Consider the following 21,684-nt stretch of genomic DNA (forward strand, 5'->3'; position numbering starts at 1 on the left):
TCACGGCCTTGGCGTCACCTCGACGCTGGGCGGAAGCGGCGACGGCTGGGGTTTGTTGTTCCGGCGCACGACCGAGAAGGCCACCGCCCCACCGGCCAGCACTGCGGCGGCGATGGCGGCGATGACCAGCGGCCGGCGGCGCCGCGGCGGCGGTGTGCGCACGTCCTGCAGCACCTGCGGGAGATTGGCCACCACTTCCTGAGCGGCGGCGAGCTCTCCGGCGATCGCGCTCTGCGCGGCGGCGATCTCCTGGCGCAACCGGCTCTTGCGGTACTGACGGCGCAGGGTCGCCGTCGTCGACTGCGCCGAGTCGACGCCGAGGCCGAGCACGCCCCGGGTGACGTCGACGGGCCCCACCGCGGAGTACTTCAGGCCCCGGGCCAGGCGCTCACGCGGGGCCAAACGCGCATCGGTCTTCGAACTCATCTCTGCCCTCTCTGCGGCCGTGCAACGGTGCGCTCCACCCTGCCATCATCGTCGGTGCCACGGCGGGCATTGCGGCGACGGTGGGTGGCGTGCGTGCGCCCGATCGGTGGATGGCACACTGACTTCCCGTGACGAGCCCCATTCAGACAGCGACCGCGACCCTGCACACCAACCGCGGCGACATCAAGATCGCACTGTTCGGTAACCACGCACCCAAGACCGTCGCCAACTTCGTCGGGCTGGCTCAGGGCACCAAGGACTACAGCGGCGAGAACGCGTCCGGCAGCACGTCCGGACCCTTCTACGACGGCGTCATCTTCCACCGCGTCATCGACGGCTTCATGATCCAGGGCGGCGACCCCACCGGCACCGGCCGCGGCGGACCCGGCTACCAGTTCGCCGACGAGTTCCACCCCGAGCTGCAGTTCGACAAGCCCTACCTGCTGGCCATGGCGAACGCGGGCCCGGGCACCAACGGCTCGCAGTTCTTCATCACCGTCGGCAAGACGCCGCACCTGAACCGCAGGCACACCATCTTCGGCGAGGTCGTCGACCCGGAGTCGCAGAAGGTCGTCGACGCCATCGCCACCACGGCGGTCGACCGCAGCGACCGCCCCACCGAGCCGGTCGTGATCGAGTCAGTCACCGTCTCCTAGCCGAGCAGACGTAGATTCGCACTCCCGCTGCGGTGGGAGTGCGAATTTGTGTCTGCTCGCGGTGGAAGGCGCTCTATCTGGCGCCGGCGTAACCGGCCTCGGTGAGTGCGTCCAGCACGCTCAGCGGATCCGTCCCCAGATCCCACCGGGTGAACACCTGCAGCCGGTCGTCGGCCGTCTCGATCTCCAGCAGCCGCACGGTGCGTGCGATGCGGCGGAACTCCGTGATCCGGATGAGCTTGACGTCGGCCTGCTGCAGGATCTGGGTGCGCATCCACCCGCGAATCGCGAGCCCGTCGCCGGTGATTGCCAGTTTCGGGCGCGCGCGCCACGACATGCTTGCAAACGTGAGCAATCCCACCGCGGCAATGCCGGTGAGGACACGTCCGGGCGCGTCTGTGATGAGGGTCACAGCGGCCGCAGCCATCATAAGCCCGAATATGCCGCATGCGGCGATCCCCATGGTGGAGGGGCTCCACTCAGTTTGCTGCATGGCTCCCTAAGGGGCTTTTACCGTTGCGAATGGATCTATCCACAGGTGCTATCCCCAATGGGGATGAATCACACGGATGTGATTGGCCGGGCTGGTCGTTGCTGGAGCGGTAACGTCCTGAACGTCATTTGAATTCAAAACGTCGGACGGGCCGGTCAGCGCCAGCGCATCGTGAGCAACAGGCCGGTGATCATGAAGGCAAACGCGATGGCGTAGTTCCACGGCCCGAGATCGGCCATCCACTGCAGCATGCCCGGGGTGTCGATCGGGTTGGTCGCGGCGAGCTGGAACACCAGCAGCCAGATCAGGCCGATCAGCATCAGGCTGATGAAGAGCACGACGAACCACACGCTGGACGGCCCGGCCTTGACCTTCACCGGTGTCCGGCTGACCGGGCTGATGGTGAAGTCGTTCTTCTTGCGGACCTTGGACTTGGGCATGGGTACCTTCGCGGACGATCGGCGCCGCACACGTCGTCATCGGTGCGGATACCGACCACGCAGTGCGACGATGGAGTTGCATCAAAGAGCCTAACGTAGCCACCGACCGGAAAGGCCAACCGATGGACCAGCGACAGCGCCGCTCGGCCTGGCGCTTCGGCGTCCCGGTGGTCTGCCTGCTGGCCGGCGTGCTGTTGGCTGCCACGCACACGGTGGCCGGTGGCGACGAGATCCGGCGCAGCGACGCCCCCCGCCTGGTGGACCTCGTACGCGACTCCCAGCAGTCGGTGGATCGGCTCACGGCCGAGCGGGACGCCCTGTCGGGCCGGGTCGACGCCCACCACGGCGGCTCCCCCGGCACCGATGCTGCGCTGGCCGCGATCACCGCCCGATCCGACACCCTGGCCGGCGAGGCCGGGCTCGATCCGGTGCGCGGGCCGGGGCTGGTCGTCACGCTGAACGACGCGCAGCGGGACGCAGAGGGCCGATTCCCGCGCGATGCGGCACCCGACGACCTGGTGGTGCACCAGCAGGACATCCAGGCCGTTCTGAACGCGCTGTGGAGCGCAGGCGCCGAAGGAATCCAGATGCAGGACCAGCGCATCATCGCCACCTCGGCGCCGCGCTGCGTGGGCAACACCCTGCTGCTCAACGGCCGCACGTACAGCCCGCCCTACGTCGTCACCGCGGTCGGCGACGCGGCCGCCATGCAGGCCGCCCTGTCCGCCGCGCCCCTGGTGACCCTCTACAAGCAGTACGTCGTCCGGTTCGGCCTCGGCTACACCGAGGAGACGCGAGCCGACGTCGAACTGGTCGGCCACACCGAGCCCGTCCGGATGCGCTACGCGAAGCCGGCAGGCCCGATCGGCTACTGATGGCCGATGACGGCCGCTGGCTGGCCTACCTCCACGAGACCCATCCGCCGGAGCAGTTGCGGCTTTGGGCGCCCAGCCTGCGGTACTTCCGCTTCTGCCGGGCGTTCGGCGGCCACGCCGGTGACGGCGACTCCCTGCGGGCCGCGATTCGCGCCACGACCGAAGCCGAGGTGCGGACGGTCCTCGCCGGCCTCGGTCTGGACGCCACGGCGGTCGCCGAGGATGCACCCCGCCCGGTTCCCGGCGTCGCCTACCGCGGCGACGCGTACGCCAGGTTGCCGCGGCGGATCGATCACCTGCCGCACCTCGCGCAGCCCGGCCACGTCGACATCGGTGGCGTGCGGGCGTTCGTGTGGGTGCGCGCCACCCGCGTCGAGGTGTCCCTCCACGACGGCGGAGAGGTGACGCGGGAGGTGGTCGATTCGGGGTTGCGGATCGAGCCGCACCTGGCGCCGTTCGCCGCCGACGTCCTCGACCCGCCGCTCGAAGACCCGCACTGCGTCTGCCCGAAGTACCACCCGCACCTGTGGCGCTGAGCCCGCGAAATCACCCGGGTAACCTGGCTGCGTGCAGATCCTGGTCGTCGACAACTACGACAGCTTCGTGTTCAACCTCGTCCAGTACCTGGGCCAGCTCGGGGTGAACGCGCAGGTGTGGCGCAACGACGACCAGCGGCTGAACTCCGACGCCGACATCGCCGAGGTGGCCGACCAGTTCGACGGCGTGCTGCTCAGCCCGGGGCCCGGCACCCCGGAGCGGGCCGGGGCGTCCATTCCGCTGGTGCGGGCGTGCGCTGCGACGGCCACCCCGCTGCTCGGCGTGTGCCTGGGTCACCAGGCCATCGGCGTCGCGTTCGGCGCCACCGTGGACCGCGCCCCGGAACTGCTGCACGGCAAGACGAGCGTCGTCCACCACGCTGATACCGGTGTGCTGCAAGGGCTTCCGGATCCGTTCACGGCGACGCGGTACCACTCGCTGACCATCCTGCCCGACACGGTGCCTGCCGACCTCGAGGTCACCGCCCGCACCGCCGGCGGCGTCATCATGGGTGTGCGCCACGCCGAGCTGCCCATCCACGGCGTCCAGTTCCACCCGGAGTCGATCCTCACCGAGGGCGGCCACCGGATGCTGGCCAACTGGCTCGGCTACTGCGGCGGCGCCCCGGACGAGACGCTGGTGCGCCGGCTGGAGGACGAAGTCGCCGACGCGGTGGCCGCCGCTACGCAGCGAACGCCAGCGTGATCGATCCGTCGTAGTTGACGCCGGTGCCCGGCGGCGGACTCTGGGACACCACCGCGTTGAGCCGCTGACCGCTGTCCCGCACGTCGGCGGCCCGGTCCAGCGGCCCCACCCAGCCCAGTGCCTGCAGGCGCGGGAACGCATCCGACCAGAACTGCCCGACCAGGTTCGGCATGATGAACTGGTTGCCCTTCGACACCCGCAGCGTGACCGGTGTGTTCTTCGGCGCCGACGTCCCGGGCCCCGGATCGCACGCCAGCACCTCGCCCGCCGGGCGCGGGCTGTCCACCGGAGCGGTGAGCACCGTGGTGAACCCGATGGTGTTCAGGTTGCGGGTCGCCACGTCCACGGTCTGGCCCTCGCAGTCGGGCACCGGAAGTGATCCCGGGCCGGAGCCGACCACGATGGTGATGACGTTGGTGATCGCCGATGTCGAGTTCGCCGGTGGCAGCGTCGCCATCACCCGGCCACTCTGCTCCGGCGTGGACTCCGAGGGCTGCTGCTGGACCTCGTCGAACCCGGCGTCGGCGAGCTTGCGCACCGCCTCGGCGTAGGTCCCGCCGCGGACGTCGGGGACCTCGCGCTGCTCAGGTCCGGTGGACACGTTGAGGGTCACCTCGTCACCGGCGCCCACCTCGGAGTTGGCCTGCGGCGAGGTGCTGATGACATGGTCGGGCGGCACCTCGGAGTTGGGTTCCTGCTGGGTGCGCACCCGGAAGCCGGCGTTCTGCAACTCGGCGATCGCCTCGGCCGACACCTGGCCCTGCACATCGGGCACCGCCACGTCGCGGGTCTCGCCGCCGAACATGTTGATCGCCACGGTCACGACCACCGTCAGCACGGCCAGCACCGCCACCGCGATCAGCCAGCGTCCGACTGATCCGCCGCGGTCACTGCCTGCGGCGCGGGGTTCGGGCCGCGGCATGTAGTTGATCTGCTCGGTGCGGTCGTGGCTCGGTGTGCCGGTCATGAACGACGTCCGGTCGGCGTCGGTGAGCACCTTCGGCGCGTCGGGCTGCTCGCCGCTGTGCACCCGGACCAGGTCGGTGCGCAGGTCGGCGGCCGTCTGGTAGCGGTTGTCCGGGTTCTTGGTCAGCGCCTTGAGCACCACGGCGTCCAGCTCGGGGCTGATGCCCTCGTGGCGCCGCGACGGCGGGATCGGATCCTCGCGGACGTGCTGGTAGGCCACCGCGACGGGGGAGTCGCCGACGAAAGGCGGCTCACCGGTGAGCATTTCGTAGAGGACGCAGCCCAGCGAGTACACATCGGAGCGTGCGTCGACGGTGTTGCCGCTGGCCTGCTCGGGGGACAGGTACTGGGCGGTGCCGATCACGGCGGCGGTCTGGGTGACGCTGTTGCCGCTGTCGGCCAGGGCGCGCGCGATGCCGAAATCCATCACCTTCACCGCGCCGGCCTTGCTGATCATGATGTTGGCGGGCTTGACGTCGCGGTGGATGATGCCGTGCTGGTGGCTGAAGTTCAGCGCCTGGCAGGCGTCCGCGATCACCTCGAGCGCCCGCTTGGGCGGCATCGGACCGTCGTTGTGGACGATGTCGCGCAGGGTGACGCCGTCGACGTACTCCATCACGATGTAGGGCAGCGGCCCGGCAGGCGTCTCGGCCTCGCCGGTGTCGTACACCGCGACGATGGCCGGGTGGTTCAACGCGGCGGCGTTCTGCGCCTCACGGCGGAACCGGAGGTAGAAACTCGGGTCGCGGGCGAGGTCGGCGCGCAACACCTTGATGGCGACGTCACGGTGCAGTCGGTTGTCGCGCGCGAGGTGGACCTCGGACATGCCGCCGAAGCCGAGGATCTCGCCCAGCTCATAACGGTCGGACAGATGCTGTGGGGTTGTCATGTCTGTTCTGGGAGCCATATGTGTTCGGAGACGCGTGTCTGGTGTACCGCAGGAGTCACCGGCGGCCGTTCGGTCGCGCCGAGTAGGGATACCCCGAATCCCGCGTCGACAAGACTTTCCGTTCCGAATCGGCTTTGACCAGGCATCGCCGTCGGCGACGCGGGGGGCGATCCGGGAGGCGTGGTCTCGGTGATGGTGTTGGTGATCGTCGGCGCCGGCGACTGCTGGTCGCGGCGGTCCTGGGCGTTGAGCACGATCAGCACCGCGATCACGATGGCCAGCGCACCGAGCACGCCGGCCGCCCAGAGCAGCGCCCGCTGGCCCGACGAGAACGTCCGCCGCGGCGGGGGCGGCCGGTGACCCGTGGTGACAGGACGCGAACGGGCCGCCGTCACCGGGGCCCCGCCGGTCATGGCCGCACGGTTCTGCGCCGCCGACGGCACCGCGGCAGGCGCGGCCCGCCCGATCGTCGGCGCCTGGTTCGGGCGCGGTGGACGCCGGCCCGAGCGCACGGCGGCCACGGCGTCGGCGAACGGCCCACCCGAGCGGTACCGCATGCCCGGGTTCTTCACCAGGGTGATCTCGATCAGTTCGCGCACGTTCGGCGGCAGGTCGGCCGGCAGCGGCGGCGGCGTCTCCTTGATGTGCTTCATCGCGACGGTGAGCGCGCCGTCGCCGGTGAACGGGCGCTTGCCCGACACGGACTCGTAGCCGACAACCCCGAGGGCGTAGACGTCGCTGGCCGCGGTGGCGTCGTGACCGAGGGCCTGCTCGGGGGCGATGTACTGCGCGGTGCCCATCACCATGCCGGTCTGGGTGACGGGGGCGGCGTCGACGGCCTTGGCGATGCCGAAGTCGGTCAGCTTCACCTGCCCGGTCGGCGTGATCAGGATGTTTCCGGGCTTGACGTCGCGGTGCACCAGGCCGGCGGTGTGCGCCACCTGCAGCGCGCGGCCGGTCTGCTCCAGCATGTCCAGCGCGTGCCGCAGCGACAGCCGGCCGGTGCGCTTGAGGACGGAGTTCAGCGGCTCGCCGTTGACGAGCTCCATCACCAGGTAGGCGGTGCGGCCCTCGCCGTCCATGTCGGTCTCGCCGTAGTCGTAGACGCTGGCGATGCCCGGATGGTTGAGCATGGCGACCGTGCGGGCCTCCGCACGGAACCGCTCGACGAACTCCGGGTCCGACGAGAACTCCGCCTTGAGCACCTTGACGGCGACGCGGCGGCCCAGCCGCGAGTCCACCGACTCCCACACCTGGCCCATGCCGCCGGTGGCGATGAGCCGCTGCAGCCGGTACCGGCCGGACAGCGTGACACCGACGCGTGGGCTCATTGCTCGCCTCGCTTCGCTCGGCTTCGGTGGCTCATGAGCCCTCCCTCAGCGCCGCGGCGATCGTGGCCCGGCCGATCGGCGCGGCCAGGGTGCCGCCCGTTGCGCCCAGCCGGTCACCGCCGCCCTCCACGAGAACGGCGACGGCGACTTTGGGCGCCTGAGCAGGCGCGAAGGCGATGTACCAGGCGTGCGGCGGAGTGTTGCGCGGGTCGGACCCGTGCTCCGCGGTGCCGGTTTTCGAAGCGATCTGCACGCCGGCGATGGCTCCCTTCTGCTGCGTCACCTGCTCGGCGCCGACCATCAAATCCGTAAGTGTACTTGCGACCTGTGGCGTGACCGCCCGTCGCTGTTCTGCCGGACTGGTGGTGCTGATGTTGGCCAGGTCTGGTCCATTGAGGCTGTCGACCAGGTAGGGCCGCATGGTTACCCCTTCGTTCGCGATGGTGGCGGCCACCATCGCGTTCTGCAGCGGTGTGAGCGCCACGTCCCTCTGGCCGATGCTCGACATGCCAAGCGCGGCGGCGTCGGCGATCGGGCCGACGGTGGATTCGGCGACCTGCAGCGGGATCGGCGCGGGCGCGTCGTCGAGGCCGAAGGCCTGCGCGGTGTCGCGCAGCGCGTCGGCGCCGGTGTCGATGCCGAGCTCGACGAAGGCGGTGTTGCAGGAGCGCGCGAACGCCTCCCGCAGCGTGGCCGTCGGCCCGCCGCCGCACGACGAGCCGCCGAAGTTCTCCAGTGACGCGGTGCTGTCCGGCAATTCGATTCGCGGCGCGGCCGTCACCGTGGTGTTGGGTGTGGCGCCGGCCTGCAGCGCGGCCGCGGTGGTGATGACCTTGAACGTCGATCCCGGCGGGTAGGTCTCGGAGATCGCCCGGTTGAGCAGCGGGTTGTCCGGGTTGTCCCGCAGCCGTCCCCACGCGGTGGCCTGGTCGTCCATGTTGTGGGAGGCCAGCTGGTTCGGGTCGTAGGACGGCGCCGACACCATCGCCAGGATCTTGCCGGTGGACGGTTCGAGCGCCACCACCGCACCCTTGCACGCCCGGCCGCTGCACCCCTCTGACATCGCGTCCCACGCCGCCTGCTGCACCTGGGGATTGATCGTGGTGGCGACGTTCCCGCCGCGCGGGTCGCGGCCGGTGAAGAAGTCGGCCAGCCGACGGCCGAACAGCCGCTCGTCGGATCCGTTGAGGATGGTGTCCTCGGCGCGCTCCAGGCCGCTGCTCGAGTAGCTCAGCGAGTAGAAGCCGGTGACCGGGGCGTAGGCCTGCGGGTCCGGATAGACCCGCAGGAACCGGAACCGGCCGTTGGTCGACACCGAATACGCCAGCAGGTCACCGCCCGCCGAGATCTGGCCGCGCTGGCGGGAGTACTCGTCGAGCAGCACCCGCTGGTTGCGTGGATCCGTGCGCAGACCGTCGGCGGTGAACACCTGCGTGATGGTGGCGTTGGCCAGCAGCAGCACGATGAGCGCCATGATCGTGACGGAGATGCGGCGGAGCGAGGTGTTCATACCTTCGAGATCACCTCGGTGCTGGCCGCCGCGATCGAGGTCTGCGGCGTCACTTTGGTGTCGATGGGCCGGCGTGCGGAATGCGAGATCCGCACCAGGATGCCCAGCAGCAGGTAGTTGGCCAGCAGCGACGACCCGCCGTAGGACATCCACGGCGTGGTGAGGCCGGTCAGTGGGATCAGCTTGGTCACCCCGCCGACGACGATGAACAGCTGGATGCCCAGCGTGGACGCCAATCCGGCGGCCAGCAGCTTGCCGAAGCTGTCGCGCACCGCGATGGCGGTCCGCAGGCCGCGCACGATCACGATCGTGTAGAGCATCAGGACGGCGGCCAGGCCGACGAGGCCGAGTTCCTCGCCGACGGCAGCGATGATGAAGTCGGTGGACGCGGCGGGCACCGTTCCGGGCTGACCGTTGCCCAGTCCGGTGCCGAAGATGCCGCCGGTGGCGAAGCTGAACAGCGACTGCACCATCTGGTAGCCGGCGCCGTCCGGGTCGGCGAACGGGTCCAGCCACGTCTGCACGCGAACCCGGACGTGACCGAACATGTGGTACGCCGCAACGCTTCCCGCGGCGAAGAGGGCCAGCCCGATCACCACCCAGCTGAACCGGTCGGTGGCGATGTAGAGCAGCACCAGGAACGACGCGTACAGCAGCAGCGACGTGCCGAGGTCCTTCTCGAAGATCATCACGCCGATCGAGGCGATCCACGCCGCCAGCAGCGGCGCGAGGTCGCGGGGCCGCGGCAGGTCCATGCCGAGGACGTGCTTGCCCGCACTGGTGAACACGTCGCGCTTGGCCACCAGGACGGCGGCGAAGAAGATCAGCAGCAGGATCTTCGAGAACTCGGCAGGCTGAATCGAGAAGCCCGGCAACCGGATCCAGATCTTCGCGCCGCCCTGCTCGGAGAACCGGGACGGCAGCAGCGCGGGAATCACCAGCAGGATCAGGCCGGTCACGCCGCACACGTAGCCGTACCGCGCCAGCATCCGGTGGTCGCTCAGGAACACCACGACAAGCGTGAATCCCGCGACGCCGATCAGCGCCCACAGCATCTGCTGATTCGCGGTGCCGCCCAAGCCTTCTGACGTCAGCTCGCCGGCGGCGAGGTCGAGCCGGTGGATCATCACCAGGCCTAGTCCGTTCAGCAGCGCCACCACCGGAAGCAGCAGCGGGTCGGCGTACGGCGCGTACCGGCGGACGGCCACGTGCGCGGCGGCGAAGAGGGCGAGGTATCCCAGCGCGTACTGCGCGAGGTCCCAGCTGAGGCCCTGCTCCTGGTTCACCTCGACGATCAGCAGCGCCACGGTCGTGATGAGTGCCGCGAAGCCCAGCAGCACCAACTCGGCGTTGCGCCGGTTCGGCAGCGGCGGCATCACGGTCACCGGTGACTGGGGCTGCGTCGTCACGCCGCCTCCCGGCAGTTGGTGCCAGGCTCCGGGGGCGGTGGCGGCAGCGCCGTCACGGTGGGGGAGGGGGACGGGGTGGGCGGCGCCGGTGGCGGTGCCTGCGGGCCGCCGGCCGTGGCGCCGGGCGTGGGAGCGACGGTCCGCGGTGTCTCGGGAGCCGGCGCGTTGCCACCGGTGGTCACCGGAGCGTTCGGCACGCCCGGAGACTGCGGCGACCCGGGCAGATGCGGTTGTGTCTTCGGGGCGGGCGTCGGCTTGGGCGCCTGGCAGATCGGCAGCAGCGAATCGCGTGCCAGCTGGTTGATCTGGCCGATCGCCTCGTCCTCGGAGCCGGTCGGCAGCCCCGCGATCACCTGGCGCTGTTCGGACTGCTTGAGGTCGGCGACGCGGAACAGCTCACAGTCGCGCGGCGCCTGACCGGGGTTGATCAGGGTGAGGCCGTCGCGGGCGGTGAGGCAGCCCTGGCGGTAGGGCTCCTGGAGGTGGTAGCCCAGGATCGACCCGGGCACGCCGCGCATGATCGACACCGTGCCGTCGTCGTCGCTGACGTAGTAGTTGTTGCGGACGATCTCGCGGCCGATGGCCAGCCCGGCGAGGGCCACCAGGATGAGCAACACCGCGGCGATGATCATCCGGCGCTTCGAGCGCGGCTTGCGGGCGTCCTCCGCGGGTTGCGGCACAACACGTTTCGGCTCGTTGCGCTTCGGATTGAACGCCGACGCGCGGCCCGCCGCGGTGTTGGGCGGGGGTTGGTCGGCGTCGCCGGACACGGCGCCGGCCAGGATCGGCTGAGTCTGTCCGTAGTCGTAGTCCACGACGTCGGCGACCACCACGGTGACGTTGTCCGGCCCGCCACCGCGCAGCGCCAGCTCGATCAGCCGGTCGGCGCTCTCGGCGACGTCCGGGATCTGCATCGCCTCGGCGATCGTCTCGTGGCTGACGGGGTCGGACAGCCCGTCCGAGCACAGCAGGTAGCGGTCGCCCACCCGGGCCTCGCGGACGATCAGCGTGGGCTCGACCTCGTGGCCGGTGAGCGCCCGCATGATCAGCGACCGCTGCGGGTGGCTGTGCGCCTCCTCGGCGGTGATGCGGCCCTCGTCGACCAGGGTCTGGACGAAGGTGTCGTCCTTGGTGATCTGGGTGAGCTCGCCGTCGCGCATCAGGTAGCCGCGCGAGTCACCGATGTGCACCAGGCCGAGGCGGTTGCCCGCGAACAGGATCGCGGTGAGCGTCGTGCCCATGCCCTCGAGCTCGGGATCGGCCTCGACGTGCGCCGCGATGGCCGAGTTGCCCTCGGCGACGGCGGAATCGAGTTTGCCGAGCAGGTCGCCGCCTGGCTCGTCGTCGTCGAGATGGGCCAGTGCGGCGATCACCAGCTGCGAGGCGACCTCGCCCGCCGCGTGCCCGCCCATGCCGTCGGCGAGGGCCAGCAGGCGCGCGCCGGCGTAGACCGAGTCTTCGTTGTTGGCACGAACCAGGCCGCGGTCGCTGCGCGCGGCGTACCGGAGAACCAGCGTCACGGGCGCAGCTCGATCACCGTCTTGCCGATTCGAACCGGCGTGCCAATCGGAACCTTTACCGCCGTCGTCACCTTCGCCCTGTCGAGGTATGTGCCGTTGGTCGATCCTAGGTCCTCCACGTACCACTCCGAACCTCGTGGGGACAGCCGGGCGTGCCGGGTGGAGGCGTAGTCGTCGGTGAGCACCAGCGTCGAGTCATCGGCGCGGCCGATCAGCACCGGCTGGCTGCCCAGGGTGATCCGGGTACCGGCGAGCGCGCCCTCGGTGACCACGAGCTGCCGGATCACGTTGCGCTGCCGGTTCGGCAGCAGCGATCCGCGCAGCGCCAGGCCGCGGCGCACCATCACCGCGCCGGTGGGCGCGTAGATGTCGGTGCGCAGGATCCGCAGCACCGACCAGATGAACAGCCACAGCAGCAACAGGAATCCGACGCGCGTCAGCTGCAGCACCAACCCCTGCATCTGACGTTCCTCTCGTTCCCCGATCCGTACTCCTCGCCGCATCAACACGGATCCCCGGGTCGCTGCGCCCTGCCCGCCGGTCCAGCCGGCGGTCGTCGGCAACGTCACGATACTTGGACGCTGTTCGACGTGGAGGTGAAGCCTTCAGCTTCGCCCGCGGCTGTGCCCAGGTCGTGACCCAGCCGCGATCAGTCAGTGAACGCGGACGATGATCTCGGAGTGCCCGAGCCGGATGACGTCGCCGTCAGCCAGCTGCCATTCCTGGACCGGTGCGTTGTTCACGGTGGTGCCGTTGGTCGAGTTGAGGTCTGACAGCAGCGCGACCTGACCGTCCCAGCGGATCTCCAGGTGCCGCCGTGAGACGCCGGTGTCGGGCAGCCGGAACTGGGCGTCCTGGCCGCGGCCGATCACGTTCGCGCCCTCGCGCAACTGGTAGGTGCGACCGCTGCCGTCGTCGAGCTGCAGCGTGACGGTCGCGCCACCGGCCGGGTAGTCGCCCTGCCCGTAGGCGCCGCCGTAGCCGCCGCCTGCCTGCTGGCCGTACTCGTAGTCGCGGCCCGCGGGCTCGGCGTAACCGGCCTCGCCGTAGCCGGCCGGCTCGGCGTAGCCGCGGCCGCCGCCGTACTCCTGCTGCCCGTACTCCTGGCGTCCGTACTGGCCGCCGCCGTAGCCGCCCTGGTCGGGGTAGCCGCCCTGATCCGGGTAGCCGCCGCCCTGGTCGGGGTAGCCGGGCCGGCCGGCCGGGGCGCCGTAGCCACCGTCCTCGTGCCTGCCGGGTGCCGGGGGACGGCCGTAGTCGTAGTCGCCGCCGGGCTGCCCGTACCCGGGCTGACCGCCGCCGTAGCCGCCGCCGGGACCACCGGGGCCGGGGCCGGCGGGACCCGGACGGTAGCCCTGTTCGTAGCCGCCTGCGGGCGGCGGGCCGGGCGGCGGGCCGTAGCCGCCGGGACCTGCCGGGCCGCGCTGCTCATAGGACGGCGGCGGGTAGCCACCCTGGTCCGGGTAGCCGCCACCGCCCTCGGGGTAGCCGCCGCCGTCGGGGTAGCCACCCTGCTCGGGGTAGCCGCCGCGGGGCGGGTAGTTCGGCTCGCCACCCTGCTGCGCCGGGTAGCCGCCCTGCTCGGGCGGATAGGCAGCGCGCGGATCGTCGCCCTGGCGTCCGTACCGCTCGTCGTAGTACTCGTCGCCGGGCCGCCCCTGTCCCTGGCCGCCGCCGCGGTACGTCGGATTGTCGGTCATCGGTGGTACTCCTGATCCTGCGTCGGACGCATGCTCTCGGTCTGCTGGGGCGGGTTCGCCGGTGGTCGAGTCGGGGTTGACCGCGCACCGCGCGCGGAATTGGCCGGTGTGCAGATTCGGGGACTGCTCGAACCTGACGACCACATCACCATACGTTTGCCACCCCTGATCATGGATGTATCCCTCCAGATGTCTGGCGAATGTGGTCGAGGTCAGGTCCGGGTCGGCGCTCACCTTCTGGTGGTCGGAAACACTGAGGGTAATTACGTACTCGTTCGGGGCCAAAATGCGACCGCGGCCGACCTCGCGGGTGCCGGCCTCGGCTTCCCTGCGCAGGAGTGCTTCAACCTCCTGCGGGACGATCGATCCGCCGAAGACACGGGCGAACGCGTCGCCGACGGTGGACTCGAGCTTGCGTTCGATGCGGTCGACCAGTCCCATGTCACCGCCCGCCTCACTCGTGTCGTCGCTCGGCCCTGCGCGCCTCGGCCTCCCACCGCGTGTCGCTCGGGCACTTTCCTGCAGTGCATGGTATCGGCCCAGTACTGAACTGCGGGACCAACAGAACTCTGAGAATCGTGTCGGTGCAGGTCAGACGCGCGATCTTGGGAGCTGCGGGGGTTGCTGGGGGCCCTGTTGGGCCCGATCTCTACGGTTTGGGGGCCGAGGCGGTCGGGTGATAGGCTCCCTCGGTCTTCAGGGCGAGTGGCGGAATGGCAGACGCGCTGGCTTCAGGTGCCAGTGTCCTTCGGGACGTGGGGGTTCAAGTCCCCCTTCGCCCACAATCGACAAAGGTCACGAACCTCCGGGTTCGTGACCTTTGTCGTGTGGCGGGTGCGATCGGCGCCAGCGCCTTGCCGGGTTGCATTGCGACCCCTCGAACGAGCCTTTGAGCGGAGGCTCCGTCAAGAGATTCGAGCTGAGTTGGTCGGCTACGCGCGGGCTGGCGTCGGACATCGGGAGCATTTGACCGGATCGCGCCCACCGGGGGAAGTCAAGCGTGAGGCCCGAAGGGTTTTGGACTGAACGTTCTTGAATGGTTATTCTCAAACCATGGGGCGTCCGCGACGGTTTGACGAAGCGGATGCTGTCGATGCCGCTGCGACGGTGTTTCGACATGTCGGGTATGCCGCAACCTCCATTGATCACCTCGTGGAGGCAACAGGCGTACATCGAGGAAGCCTCTACAACGTTTTCGGAAGCAAGCACGGGCTGTTCCTGCGCGTGCTCGACGCTGCTGCAGCACCGGATGCCGACCCCGTTGGACGGCTCGATGTCTTGCTGGTCGCGTTGCTCGAACTCGCCGGCGTCGATGGGCGGGTCCGAGAACGAGTGAGCGGCATCATCAGCCAGAACGCCGTCACAGTCGAGCAATTGGGCGAGCGCCTGCTGGCTCGAGCGGAACTCCACATCGAAAGGGAGCCAACATGATCAACCGAGTCACCGTCACCGAAGACCTCCTGGTTGTCGAGCCACTGGGCCTGACCAAACTGTGGTCGTTCACTCGTCGTCTCCAATTCCCGCTGAAACACGTGCGCGGAGCGACTTTCGACCCAGGCATGAAACACGAACCCAAGGGTTGGCGCGGCCCCGGTCTCGGACTCCCGGGCATGTTGTCCGGCACTTATCATGCTGACGGGGCAAGGCAATTCTGGAACATCAGAGGGTACGACCGCGCGGTCGTGGTCACGCTGGACTCTGCGGAACGCTTCGACCGCCTCGTGATCACCGTTGACAATCCAAACGAAGTGGTTGAAGCCATCAACAGTGTCCGTGGCGCGCACTGATCCACCGGACCGTGCGACTTCTGCCGGCCGATATGGATCGAACAGCAACGCAACCGGCAAGACCGTGCTCGCGGCGACAGCGGCCTAGCTACCGGTGAGGAGGTGCCGCCGGCTCACCGTGCGTCCGGCCGGCACTGAGCAATATTGACTTGGGGGCGCTCCCCAACCGTCTCCGGTGTCGTTGCGGTGGCGAATTTGTGCTTCAGCACCCGGTTCGAGTTGGAAATGGACCGCATCGAGGTCGCATCCACCCGATCGACTTTCGCGCTGCGCCGGAACAATCAACGAAGTCCCCGTCACCATGGCTGACGACATCGGTGTACTGATCGCGGAGATCTTCGCCAAGAATGGGCGCGCGCAAACATCTCGGCCGCAACGACATCCGAGTAGACGACGTCAGCCGCCGCCAGGTCGGCCGCGTGCTGTGAATTCTGCGAGCATGCGTCCTCGTGCCCACGACTTCTTCGGCGGCACGGTCGAACGGAAACAGGGCCAGATCATCTTTCTGTGTCGAAGTCGGCCCTCGGCATCCCGGAGGACTTATCCATCAAGGCTTCTGCCGCACAGCCGGCCATGGCGCGAGGAGTCAGGAGTGACGTCACCTCGGTGCGTCGCGAAGCCGTCGTCGTCTTGCCGAATTGATCCCAGCGATACCAGAAACGAACACCCGGCCGATCACTTCCTGCCACCGGTCAACCAATTACTGCCAGCGGAATTAAACCCCTGACCTGCGGGTTTAAGCAGTCAGAAGACAACGAGAAACACCAAGAAAGAAGCAAGGCCATGAACAAGTTCGGATTCGCCACCATCGCCGCCAGCGCCTTCGCCGCCGCCTTCATCGGCCTCGCCGGCCCCGCCGCCGCCGCACCCACCGGCCCCGGCAACGCCGAACAAGCCATCGAAGAACTGCGCTCGCAGGGCTACCGCGTTCAGGTCAACCGCCTCAACGACGTCCCGCTCGACGAAGCCCGCGTCGTCTCGGTCAGCCCCAACGCCAGCACCCGGCCCAACGCCATCCGCTCCAACGACAAGAACACCTCCACCTTCAGCCCGACGGTCACCATCACCGTCAAGTAACACCACGCACTACCGACGACGGCCCCCGGAAAAATCCGGGGGCCGTCGTCGTATCGGGGACGAGGTGCGGACGCTCGCCACCGCCTGCGCCTCCCGGCGCAAGGTGACTACGTGAACGCGTTCGCGTAGCAAGCGGTGGCGGATTGCCTCGCGTCAACGTCGCGACGCAACGATCGACGCGGACCGCCTGATCCAACAGCTCGTCGTGTGGCGGGTGGGACGCTGCTCAGACGACGTCGGTGATGGTGCCTGAGACGTCGGCGCGCACCTGCTTGCTGCTCCGTTCGCCCTCGACGTTGATGAACATGGTCACGCTCGGGTCGAACGGGATGTTCCGCTTGATGATGACGCTCTGCACCTCGCCGCCCGGGATCGCGCTCATCGTCACCGCGCCGTCGACGGCCGCGGCGATGGCGCCGGTCTCGACCTCGTTCACGGAGAACAGGTTCTCGCCGAGAGCCTCGACGTCGTCGCCGTAGTCGACGGGGCGCGACGGCCCGACCAGGCCTGCGGTGTAGCTCCACTGATTGAGCTCGGTCGGGGCGTTCGGGTCGACGGCCTGGACGGTGAGGACGCCGGAGATGATCGTCACCTCCACCACTTGCATCGGATCGGCGCCGACCTTCTTCGAGACCGCCGCGTAGGCGGCGTCGATGCCTTCGGCGGTGAACAGGTCGCCGCCCGCCGCGGCCTGGGTGATCTTCTCGGTGCCCGAGGTGACGACCTGCTCGGCCGCGTGGGCCGCCACGTCCCTGATCTCGGTGGCCTTCGAGCAGCCGCTCAGTGCGGAGATCGCAAGAACGGCGGTGGTGACGGCGATTCCGATGCGGGTCGCTTTCATGTCTTCCTCTCATGGTGTCCCGTCCCGGCGGGTCCGGCCGGGATGCATGACAGAGCCTCTCGGCGCGAGCCGGCTACCGATCACGACTTCGGGGCACGGCCTACCATTCGGGTGACCATCGAACATGGGACTGCCGTGACCGACACCTCGAGTCAAACGCCGCATCATCTGGTGCCGCCCACCGAAGGTTGTGACGCGAGAGGCCGCTACGCAGCGGTCGGATTCGTCGGCTACACCGCGCTGATGATGGTCCTCGAGCGGGAGATGCGACGGACCGGCGGCCCGGGCATCATCCCGTTCGAGCTGGCCCGCACCCCTGCCCGCGCCGAGAGCATCATGAGCCGCTGGGGTCCACGCGGCCGGCGCGCGGCGCGGGCGTCCCTGTGGCTGGACTTCGGCTATATGGCCACCTACGGCGTTCTCGTCTCCCTGCACGTCGACCGTGCGCGGCGCATCTTCGGCCACCCGCCCGTGCCGGTGCTGATGGTGATGGGCGCCGTGGCCGGCGATGCGGTCGAAGGCGTGTCGCTGTTGAACGTGCTGAGCGGCAACCGGATTGCCGTGTACACACGGCGTGCCCATCTGGCGGCCTCGATCAAGTTCGCCCTGCTGGCCGCCGCCGGCGGATATGTGGCGGCCGCTCAGGTACGCCATCGCGGGCGGTGACGCGCTCGTGTCGGGACTCACCGACTCTCGAGCAACTCCTGCCCCAGGTATTCGCCCTCGGCGACACCCGGCAGCACGGCGAAGGTGGCCGATCCGACGGTGGTGGTCCACTCGTTGAGGGCGTCCGCCTCGGCGAGACGCCGCTGCACCGGCACGAACTGGGTCGCCGGATCGCGCTGGTAGGCGGCGAACAGCAGTCCGCTGTCGGTGGTGCGGCCGTTCGCGGGCGGGTCGTCGTAGTTGTAGGGCCGGCGCAAAAACTGTTCCCCGTCGTGGCGGTGGCGGGCCAGCGCGACGTGGCTGTTCGGCGGGATCACCGGGATCCCGCCCGCCGTCGCAGCGAGGTCCGGCTCGTCGGTCTCGTGTTCACCGGTCAGGGGGGCGCCGGTGTCGAGCCGCCTGCCCACCACCAGTTCCTTGCTGGCGCGGTCCAACTCGTCCCAGGTGTCCATCTCGGCGCGCACCCGGCGCAGCACAAGGACGGTGCCGCCGGCGAACCAGCGTCGAGCCTCCCCACCGTCCCAGACCAACCGGTCGAACGCCGCGTCGTCGTTAAAATTCGCGGTGCCGTCGAGTTGGCCCATCAGGTTGCGCATCGTCCCGCCCGACGGGTCGGCGCCGTGGGCGTTGCGGAACCCGCGCTGCCGCCACCGCTGAGTCGTCATGGCCCGCACGTTCTTCAGCAGCACCCGGCTGGCGTGCGAGACGGCGACGGGGTCGTCGGCGCAGATCTGCAGCAGCAGATCGCCACCGCAGAATCGGGGGTCCAGCCGGTCGGTGCGGAAGGCCGGCGGTTCGGCGGCCGTCGGTGGCCGCAGCCCGGCCAGGCCGGCGCGGTCGAACGCGGTGGGCCCGAGTCCGACGGTGACGGTGAGCCGGGCCGGGCGCTGCGCCAGTTCGGGTTCGGTGTCGGCCAGCGCGGGCCGGCCCTGGGTGAGCCGGGCGGCGTCGGCTGTCCACAGCCGCAGCACGGCGGCCAGGGCGTCGCGGGCGCTGCGCGACCCGTCGTTGCGCAGGTCGAGCGCAAGGAACAGCGCGTGCGCCTGCGGGGCGGTGCTGACACCGGCCTGGTGCGGACCGTAGAACGGCTCGACCGAGCTCCCGAATCCCGTTGCCGGGGTGGCGGACTGAGCGGCGCTGCACTGGGTGAGCGCGGCACCGGCGGCCAGCGCGGCGGCACCCCCGGTGAGGAGGTGCCGCCGGTTGACCGAGAACCGCTCAGCCATGGTGGTGTGGCGATGCCGCCGGGTGGTACTCCTCGTCGGCGCCGGGGAAGTCGCGCACCTGCGCGGTGACCGGCAGCGCGGAGCCGTCGTCGAAGAGCACGGTCAGCGCGACGTCGACGCCGGGCTGCATCGGCTCCCTGAGGTCCATCAGCATCAGATGGTCACCGCCCGGGGCCAGTTGGTGGCTGCCGCCCGCGGGCACGGTGATGCCACCGGCCTTGGGCCGCATCGACTTCCCGCCGCCGTCGGCCACCACCTCGTGCACCTCCACCCGGTCGGCGGCAGGCGACTCGCCGCCGACGATGCGGGCGTCGTGATGGCCGGTGTTGGTGAGGTTGCCGAACACCCCGACCATCCCGGTGTCGGACGCGCTCACCCACTGCTCGGTGAACGTGACCACGGCCGCCATGGACTCGTCGTGGTGGTCGTCCTGCGACGTGCACCCACTCAGCAGCAGGCTCGCCGCCACGGCGCAGGCCAGTGCCCTACGCATCGGCGGCTGCCTTGCGTCGCTTGACCGCCCCGACCACGAGATCGGCGACGAGGAATGCGGCGAGGCTGAGCCCGAACAGCGGCAGGAACCAGCCGACCGCGACCGCCGCGACGACGAGCGCGGTGGTCGTGGCGGGCGGCAGATTCCGCAGCGTCCCGCGTAACGGCGGCCGGCCCGCCGCCCACGCCGAACCGCGGGTGGGCCTGCGCTGCCACCACATGAGGTAGCCCCGCACGACGACGGTGATCAGTCCGATGGCCACCAGGGCGAGCGCGATCTGGTTGGCCAGACCGAACAGCACGCCCATGTGCGCGTCGATGGCCCAGTCCTTGAGCTTGGCCAGGAACGGCCAGTCGGCCTGGTTCACCCGGTCGACGACGGCGCCGCTGCCCGGGTCGACGGCGATCGCGTCGGCCCTCGTCGGCCAGTCCCGCTTGTTCTCTGCGGCCTGCCACGCCTCACCGGCTTCGGCGGGCGGCGAAAGCCACATCGGGCCCTGCAGCCCGGCCTGCTCGGCGGCACGCAACACCACGTCGGCGCCGCTGCTGTCGGTGGCCGTTGCGCCGCCGTGCGCGCCGTGGTGGTGGTTCCCGGCGGTGGTGTCCGGGCCAGGTGCGGCGGTCAGTGCGGTGTCGACGGCGGGCGCCGAGGAGTTCAGCCTGTCCTGGATGAGGTCGACCGACTCGCCGCCATAGCGCGACCAGGTGATGCCGGTGATCGACAGGCCGAGCAGCGCGACCACCACCCACACCCCGACGGCGCCGTGCCAGGACATGGTCCGGCGGCGGTCCTTCTTGTCGCGGTCCGGCGTGGCCAGGCGGCGCAGCTTGCGGGTGTCGCGGCGGTGCAGGACCCACAGCGCCAGCCCGGCCAGCGAGATCACCCACAGCCAGCTCGCCGCGAGCTCGCTGTAGTTGCGTCCGACGGCGTCGAGGTGCAGGTTGCGGTGCAGTTCGTCGAACCACGCGCGCGTCGGCAGCCATTGACCATAGGTGGTCAGCGCACCGCGCACCTCGCCGGAGTAGGGGTCGACGAACACGGTGCGCGCATAGTCGGGCGGTACGTCGTCGACGGCGAGCCGCACCCACGTGGTCTCGTCCGGGGCGGCCGGCGGCCGGATGCTCGCGACGGTGCCTTCCGGATGCGCGGCGCGAGCGGCGGCGAGCTGGTCGGACAGCGGCAGGCGTTGGTCGCCGACCTGCGCGACGGTCAACTCGTGGCGGTGCACCATCGTGTCGATCTGGGGGATGAGCGCGTAGAGCAGGCCGGTGACGGCGGCGATCAGGATGAACGGGCCGACGAAGACGCCTGCGTAGAAGTGCAGGCGCAGCAGCAGCGGGCGCAGGCCACGCAGCCGCTGCCCGGCCGGCGTAGGTGGTGGGGCGGGTGGAGTGTGGACGTCGTCCTCGGGAGTGGTGGTCATGACAGGTGTGAGCCTTCTGGCTGGGGGCGGCGTGGCACGCGGACGCGGCGCCGCCGACGTGATGCCGCTGGTGCGGCGGTCAGCAGGTACGGGAAGACGCCGCGTCAATGCGACGGCGGCGACGAAGGCGAAGGGTGGCCGTCAGGCGGCCGGCAGGAGACCCGCGGGCGGCGCCCGCATGCCGAGCCCCGAATGCGGTAGGACCGGCTGTACCACAACGACATTGGTCGCCCAGCGGCGCACCGTCGGGACGGGTCCGGTGGCGGCGGTGGCGAACAGGCGCAACCAGCGCAGCACCGAAGTGGCGACCACGTAGGCGTATTCGACCGCGGAGATCGCGATGCCGAGCACCACGGCGGCCGCCAGGTGGGCCGTGAGCATGGCCGGGGTGAGGCCGGCGGCGCCGACGTGGTGGTGGCCGCCGGCCATCACCAGGTGGCCGAGCAGCTGGGCGACGGCCAGCGCGGCGATCACCGCTGCGGGGCGGGCGCGGCGGCCTGTGAGGTGCACGCCACCGATTGCGCCGCCGACGGTGAGGCAGACCAGCGCGGCGACGACCAGTGCGGAGCCCCGTGGCAGTCCGCCGCCCGCGGCGGCGTGCGCGCCTGCGGTGACGACGGTCGAGCAGACACCGACCAGCCCGCCGCGCACCCAGCGCGCACGGGAGACCGGTGTGCTCACCCGCCGAACGTTACCGCCACCACTACTACAACA

Annotated in this window: 23 protein-coding genes and 1 tRNA gene; 9 read left to right on the plus strand and 15 right to left on the minus strand. The window is 69.9% G+C overall.

Annotated features, from left to right (window positions below):
* Nucleotides 1-426, minus strand: a complete 426-nt coding sequence (cwsA, locus tag O6P37_RS15650) for a cell wall synthesis protein CwsA (RefSeq protein WP_269894946.1) — start codon at nucleotides 424-426, stop codon at nucleotides 1-3.
* A gap of 128 nt (nucleotides 427-554) precedes the next feature.
* Between cwsA and O6P37_RS15655 the strand changes: the two genes are divergently transcribed.
* Nucleotides 555-1,082: a peptidylprolyl isomerase gene (locus tag O6P37_RS15655; RefSeq protein ID WP_264012280.1), complete on the plus strand. Its 528-nt coding sequence runs from the start codon at nucleotides 555-557 to the stop codon at nucleotides 1,080-1,082.
* Nucleotides 1,083-1,155: 73 nt separating this feature from the next.
* Here O6P37_RS15655 and O6P37_RS15660 read toward each other — a convergent pair whose 3' ends face one another.
* Both O6P37_RS15660 and crgA read right to left on the minus strand, forming a co-directional pair.
* On the minus strand, nucleotides 1,156-1,575 hold the full coding sequence (locus O6P37_RS15660) for a PH domain-containing protein (protein WP_269894947.1): 420 nt from the start codon (nucleotides 1,573-1,575) through the stop codon (nucleotides 1,156-1,158).
* 155 nt (nucleotides 1,576-1,730) lie between these two features.
* Nucleotides 1,731-2,015: a cell division protein CrgA gene (gene crgA / locus O6P37_RS15665; protein WP_264012278.1), complete on the minus strand. Its 285-nt coding sequence runs from the start codon at nucleotides 2,013-2,015 to the stop codon at nucleotides 1,731-1,733.
* 122 nt (nucleotides 2,016-2,137) lie between these two features.
* Here crgA and O6P37_RS15670 point away from each other — a divergent pair, with 122 nt between their 5' ends.
* From O6P37_RS15670 to O6P37_RS15680, 3 genes are read left to right on the plus strand one after another with little or no spacing between them, the layout of a single operon-like run.
* The gene (locus tag O6P37_RS15670; RefSeq protein WP_264012277.1) at nucleotides 2,138-2,890 is read left to right on the plus strand and encodes a DUF881 domain-containing protein; all 753 of its coding nucleotides are present in this window, start codon (nucleotides 2,138-2,140) and stop codon (nucleotides 2,888-2,890) included.
* Nucleotides 2,890-3,426 (plus strand): hypothetical protein, encoded by a 537-nt coding sequence (locus tag O6P37_RS15675; RefSeq protein WP_269894948.1) that lies wholly within the window; start codon nucleotides 2,890-2,892, stop codon nucleotides 3,424-3,426. The genes O6P37_RS15670 and O6P37_RS15675 overlap by 1 nt, the downstream gene beginning before the upstream one ends.
* 31 nt (nucleotides 3,427-3,457) lie before the next feature.
* Entirely contained in the window at nucleotides 3,458-4,132 is a 675-nt protein-coding gene (locus tag O6P37_RS15680; RefSeq protein WP_269894949.1) for an aminodeoxychorismate/anthranilate synthase component II, read from the plus strand.
* On the opposite strand, the gene pknB is transcribed toward O6P37_RS15680, so the two are convergent.
* From pknB to O6P37_RS15715, 7 genes are all read right to left on the minus strand, one after another.
* Nucleotides 4,110-5,987 carry a Stk1 family PASTA domain-containing Ser/Thr kinase gene (gene pknB / locus O6P37_RS15685; RefSeq protein WP_269894950.1) on the minus strand — a complete coding sequence of 626 codons (1,878 nt, stop codon included), beginning with the start codon at nucleotides 5,985-5,987 and terminating at the stop codon, nucleotides 4,110-4,112. The genes O6P37_RS15680 and pknB overlap by 23 nt on opposite strands.
* Nucleotides 5,984-7,318 carry a protein kinase domain-containing protein gene (locus O6P37_RS15690; RefSeq protein ID WP_269894951.1) on the minus strand — a complete coding sequence of 445 codons (1,335 nt, stop codon included), beginning with the start codon at nucleotides 7,316-7,318 and terminating at the stop codon, nucleotides 5,984-5,986. Before O6P37_RS15690 ends, pknB begins: the two co-directional genes overlap by 4 nt.
* 31 nt (nucleotides 7,319-7,349) lie before the next feature.
* A complete protein-coding gene (gene pbpA / locus O6P37_RS15695; protein WP_269894952.1) occupies nucleotides 7,350-8,828 on the minus strand; it encodes a D,D-transpeptidase PbpA in 1,479 nt (492 codons plus the stop codon).
* Nucleotides 8,825-10,237 (minus strand): FtsW/RodA/SpoVE family cell cycle protein, encoded by a 1,413-nt coding sequence (locus O6P37_RS15700; protein ID WP_269894953.1) that lies wholly within the window; start codon nucleotides 10,235-10,237, stop codon nucleotides 8,825-8,827. Before O6P37_RS15700 ends, pbpA begins: the two co-directional genes overlap by 4 nt.
* Nucleotides 10,234-11,757: a protein phosphatase 2C domain-containing protein gene (locus O6P37_RS15705; protein ID WP_269894954.1), complete on the minus strand. Its 1,524-nt coding sequence runs from the start codon at nucleotides 11,755-11,757 to the stop codon at nucleotides 10,234-10,236. Before O6P37_RS15705 ends, O6P37_RS15700 begins: the two co-directional genes overlap by 4 nt.
* Nucleotides 11,754-12,218 carry an FHA domain-containing protein FhaB/FipA gene (locus O6P37_RS15710; RefSeq protein WP_264011818.1) on the minus strand — a complete coding sequence of 155 codons (465 nt, stop codon included), beginning with the start codon at nucleotides 12,216-12,218 and terminating at the stop codon, nucleotides 11,754-11,756. The genes O6P37_RS15705 and O6P37_RS15710 overlap by 4 nt, the downstream gene beginning before the upstream one ends.
* A 192-nt stretch (nucleotides 12,219-12,410) precedes the next feature.
* Nucleotides 12,411-13,898: a DUF3662 and FHA domain-containing protein gene (locus tag O6P37_RS15715; protein WP_269894955.1), complete on the minus strand. Its 1,488-nt coding sequence runs from the start codon at nucleotides 13,896-13,898 to the stop codon at nucleotides 12,411-12,413.
* 258 nt (nucleotides 13,899-14,156) lie between these two features.
* Between O6P37_RS15715 and O6P37_RS15720 the strand changes: the two genes are divergently transcribed.
* From O6P37_RS15720 to O6P37_RS15735, 4 genes are all read left to right on the plus strand, one after another.
* Nucleotides 14,157-14,239: transfer RNA gene (locus O6P37_RS15720), tRNA-Leu, on the plus strand.
* Between the two features lie 271 nt (nucleotides 14,240-14,510).
* Nucleotides 14,511-14,888, plus strand: coding sequence for a helix-turn-helix domain-containing protein (locus O6P37_RS15725; RefSeq protein ID WP_269894956.1), 378 nt, complete (start codon nucleotides 14,511-14,513; stop codon nucleotides 14,886-14,888).
* Nucleotides 14,885-15,244 carry a hypothetical protein gene (locus O6P37_RS15730; protein WP_269894957.1) on the plus strand — a complete coding sequence of 120 codons (360 nt, stop codon included), beginning with the start codon at nucleotides 14,885-14,887 and terminating at the stop codon, nucleotides 15,242-15,244. Before O6P37_RS15725 ends, O6P37_RS15730 begins: the two co-directional genes overlap by 4 nt.
* Before the next feature lie 783 nt (nucleotides 15,245-16,027).
* A complete protein-coding gene (locus O6P37_RS15735) occupies nucleotides 16,028-16,321 on the plus strand; it encodes a hypothetical protein (RefSeq protein WP_269894958.1) in 294 nt (97 codons plus the stop codon).
* Nucleotides 16,322-16,547: 226 nt separating this feature from the next.
* Here the strand turns inward: O6P37_RS15735 and O6P37_RS15740 are convergent, their stop codons facing one another.
* Nucleotides 16,548-17,162 carry a hypothetical protein gene (locus tag O6P37_RS15740; protein ID WP_269894959.1) on the minus strand — a complete coding sequence of 205 codons (615 nt, stop codon included), beginning with the start codon at nucleotides 17,160-17,162 and terminating at the stop codon, nucleotides 16,548-16,550.
* 135 nt (nucleotides 17,163-17,297) lie between these two features.
* On the opposite strand from O6P37_RS15740, the gene O6P37_RS15745 reads away from it, so the two are divergent.
* A complete protein-coding gene (locus O6P37_RS15745; RefSeq protein ID WP_269894960.1) occupies nucleotides 17,298-17,828 on the plus strand; it encodes a hypothetical protein in 531 nt (176 codons plus the stop codon).
* A 17-nt stretch (nucleotides 17,829-17,845) separates the two neighbouring features.
* Here O6P37_RS15745 and O6P37_RS15750 read toward each other — a convergent pair whose 3' ends face one another.
* From O6P37_RS15750 to O6P37_RS15765, 4 genes are all read right to left on the minus strand, one after another.
* Nucleotides 17,846-19,054: a Dyp-type peroxidase gene (locus O6P37_RS15750; protein ID WP_269894961.1), complete on the minus strand. Its 1,209-nt coding sequence runs from the start codon at nucleotides 19,052-19,054 to the stop codon at nucleotides 17,846-17,848.
* Nucleotides 19,047-19,547 carry a copper chaperone PCu(A)C gene (locus tag O6P37_RS15755; protein ID WP_269894962.1) on the minus strand — a complete coding sequence of 167 codons (501 nt, stop codon included), beginning with the start codon at nucleotides 19,545-19,547 and terminating at the stop codon, nucleotides 19,047-19,049. Before O6P37_RS15755 ends, O6P37_RS15750 begins: the two co-directional genes overlap by 8 nt.
* Nucleotides 19,540-20,970 carry a PepSY-associated TM helix domain-containing protein gene (locus O6P37_RS15760; protein ID WP_269894963.1) on the minus strand — a complete coding sequence of 477 codons (1,431 nt, stop codon included), beginning with the start codon at nucleotides 20,968-20,970 and terminating at the stop codon, nucleotides 19,540-19,542. Before O6P37_RS15760 ends, O6P37_RS15755 begins: the two co-directional genes overlap by 8 nt.
* Before the next feature lie 141 nt (nucleotides 20,971-21,111).
* Nucleotides 21,112-21,651, minus strand: a complete 540-nt coding sequence (locus O6P37_RS15765; RefSeq protein ID WP_269894964.1) for a hypothetical protein — start codon at nucleotides 21,649-21,651, stop codon at nucleotides 21,112-21,114.
* Between the last annotated feature and the right edge of the window lie 33 nt (nucleotides 21,652-21,684).

The sequence above is a fragment of the Mycobacterium hippophais genome (assembly GCF_027529605.1).
Classification (GTDB): domain Bacteria; phylum Actinomycetota; class Actinomycetes; order Mycobacteriales; family Mycobacteriaceae; genus Mycobacterium; species Mycobacterium arseniciresistens.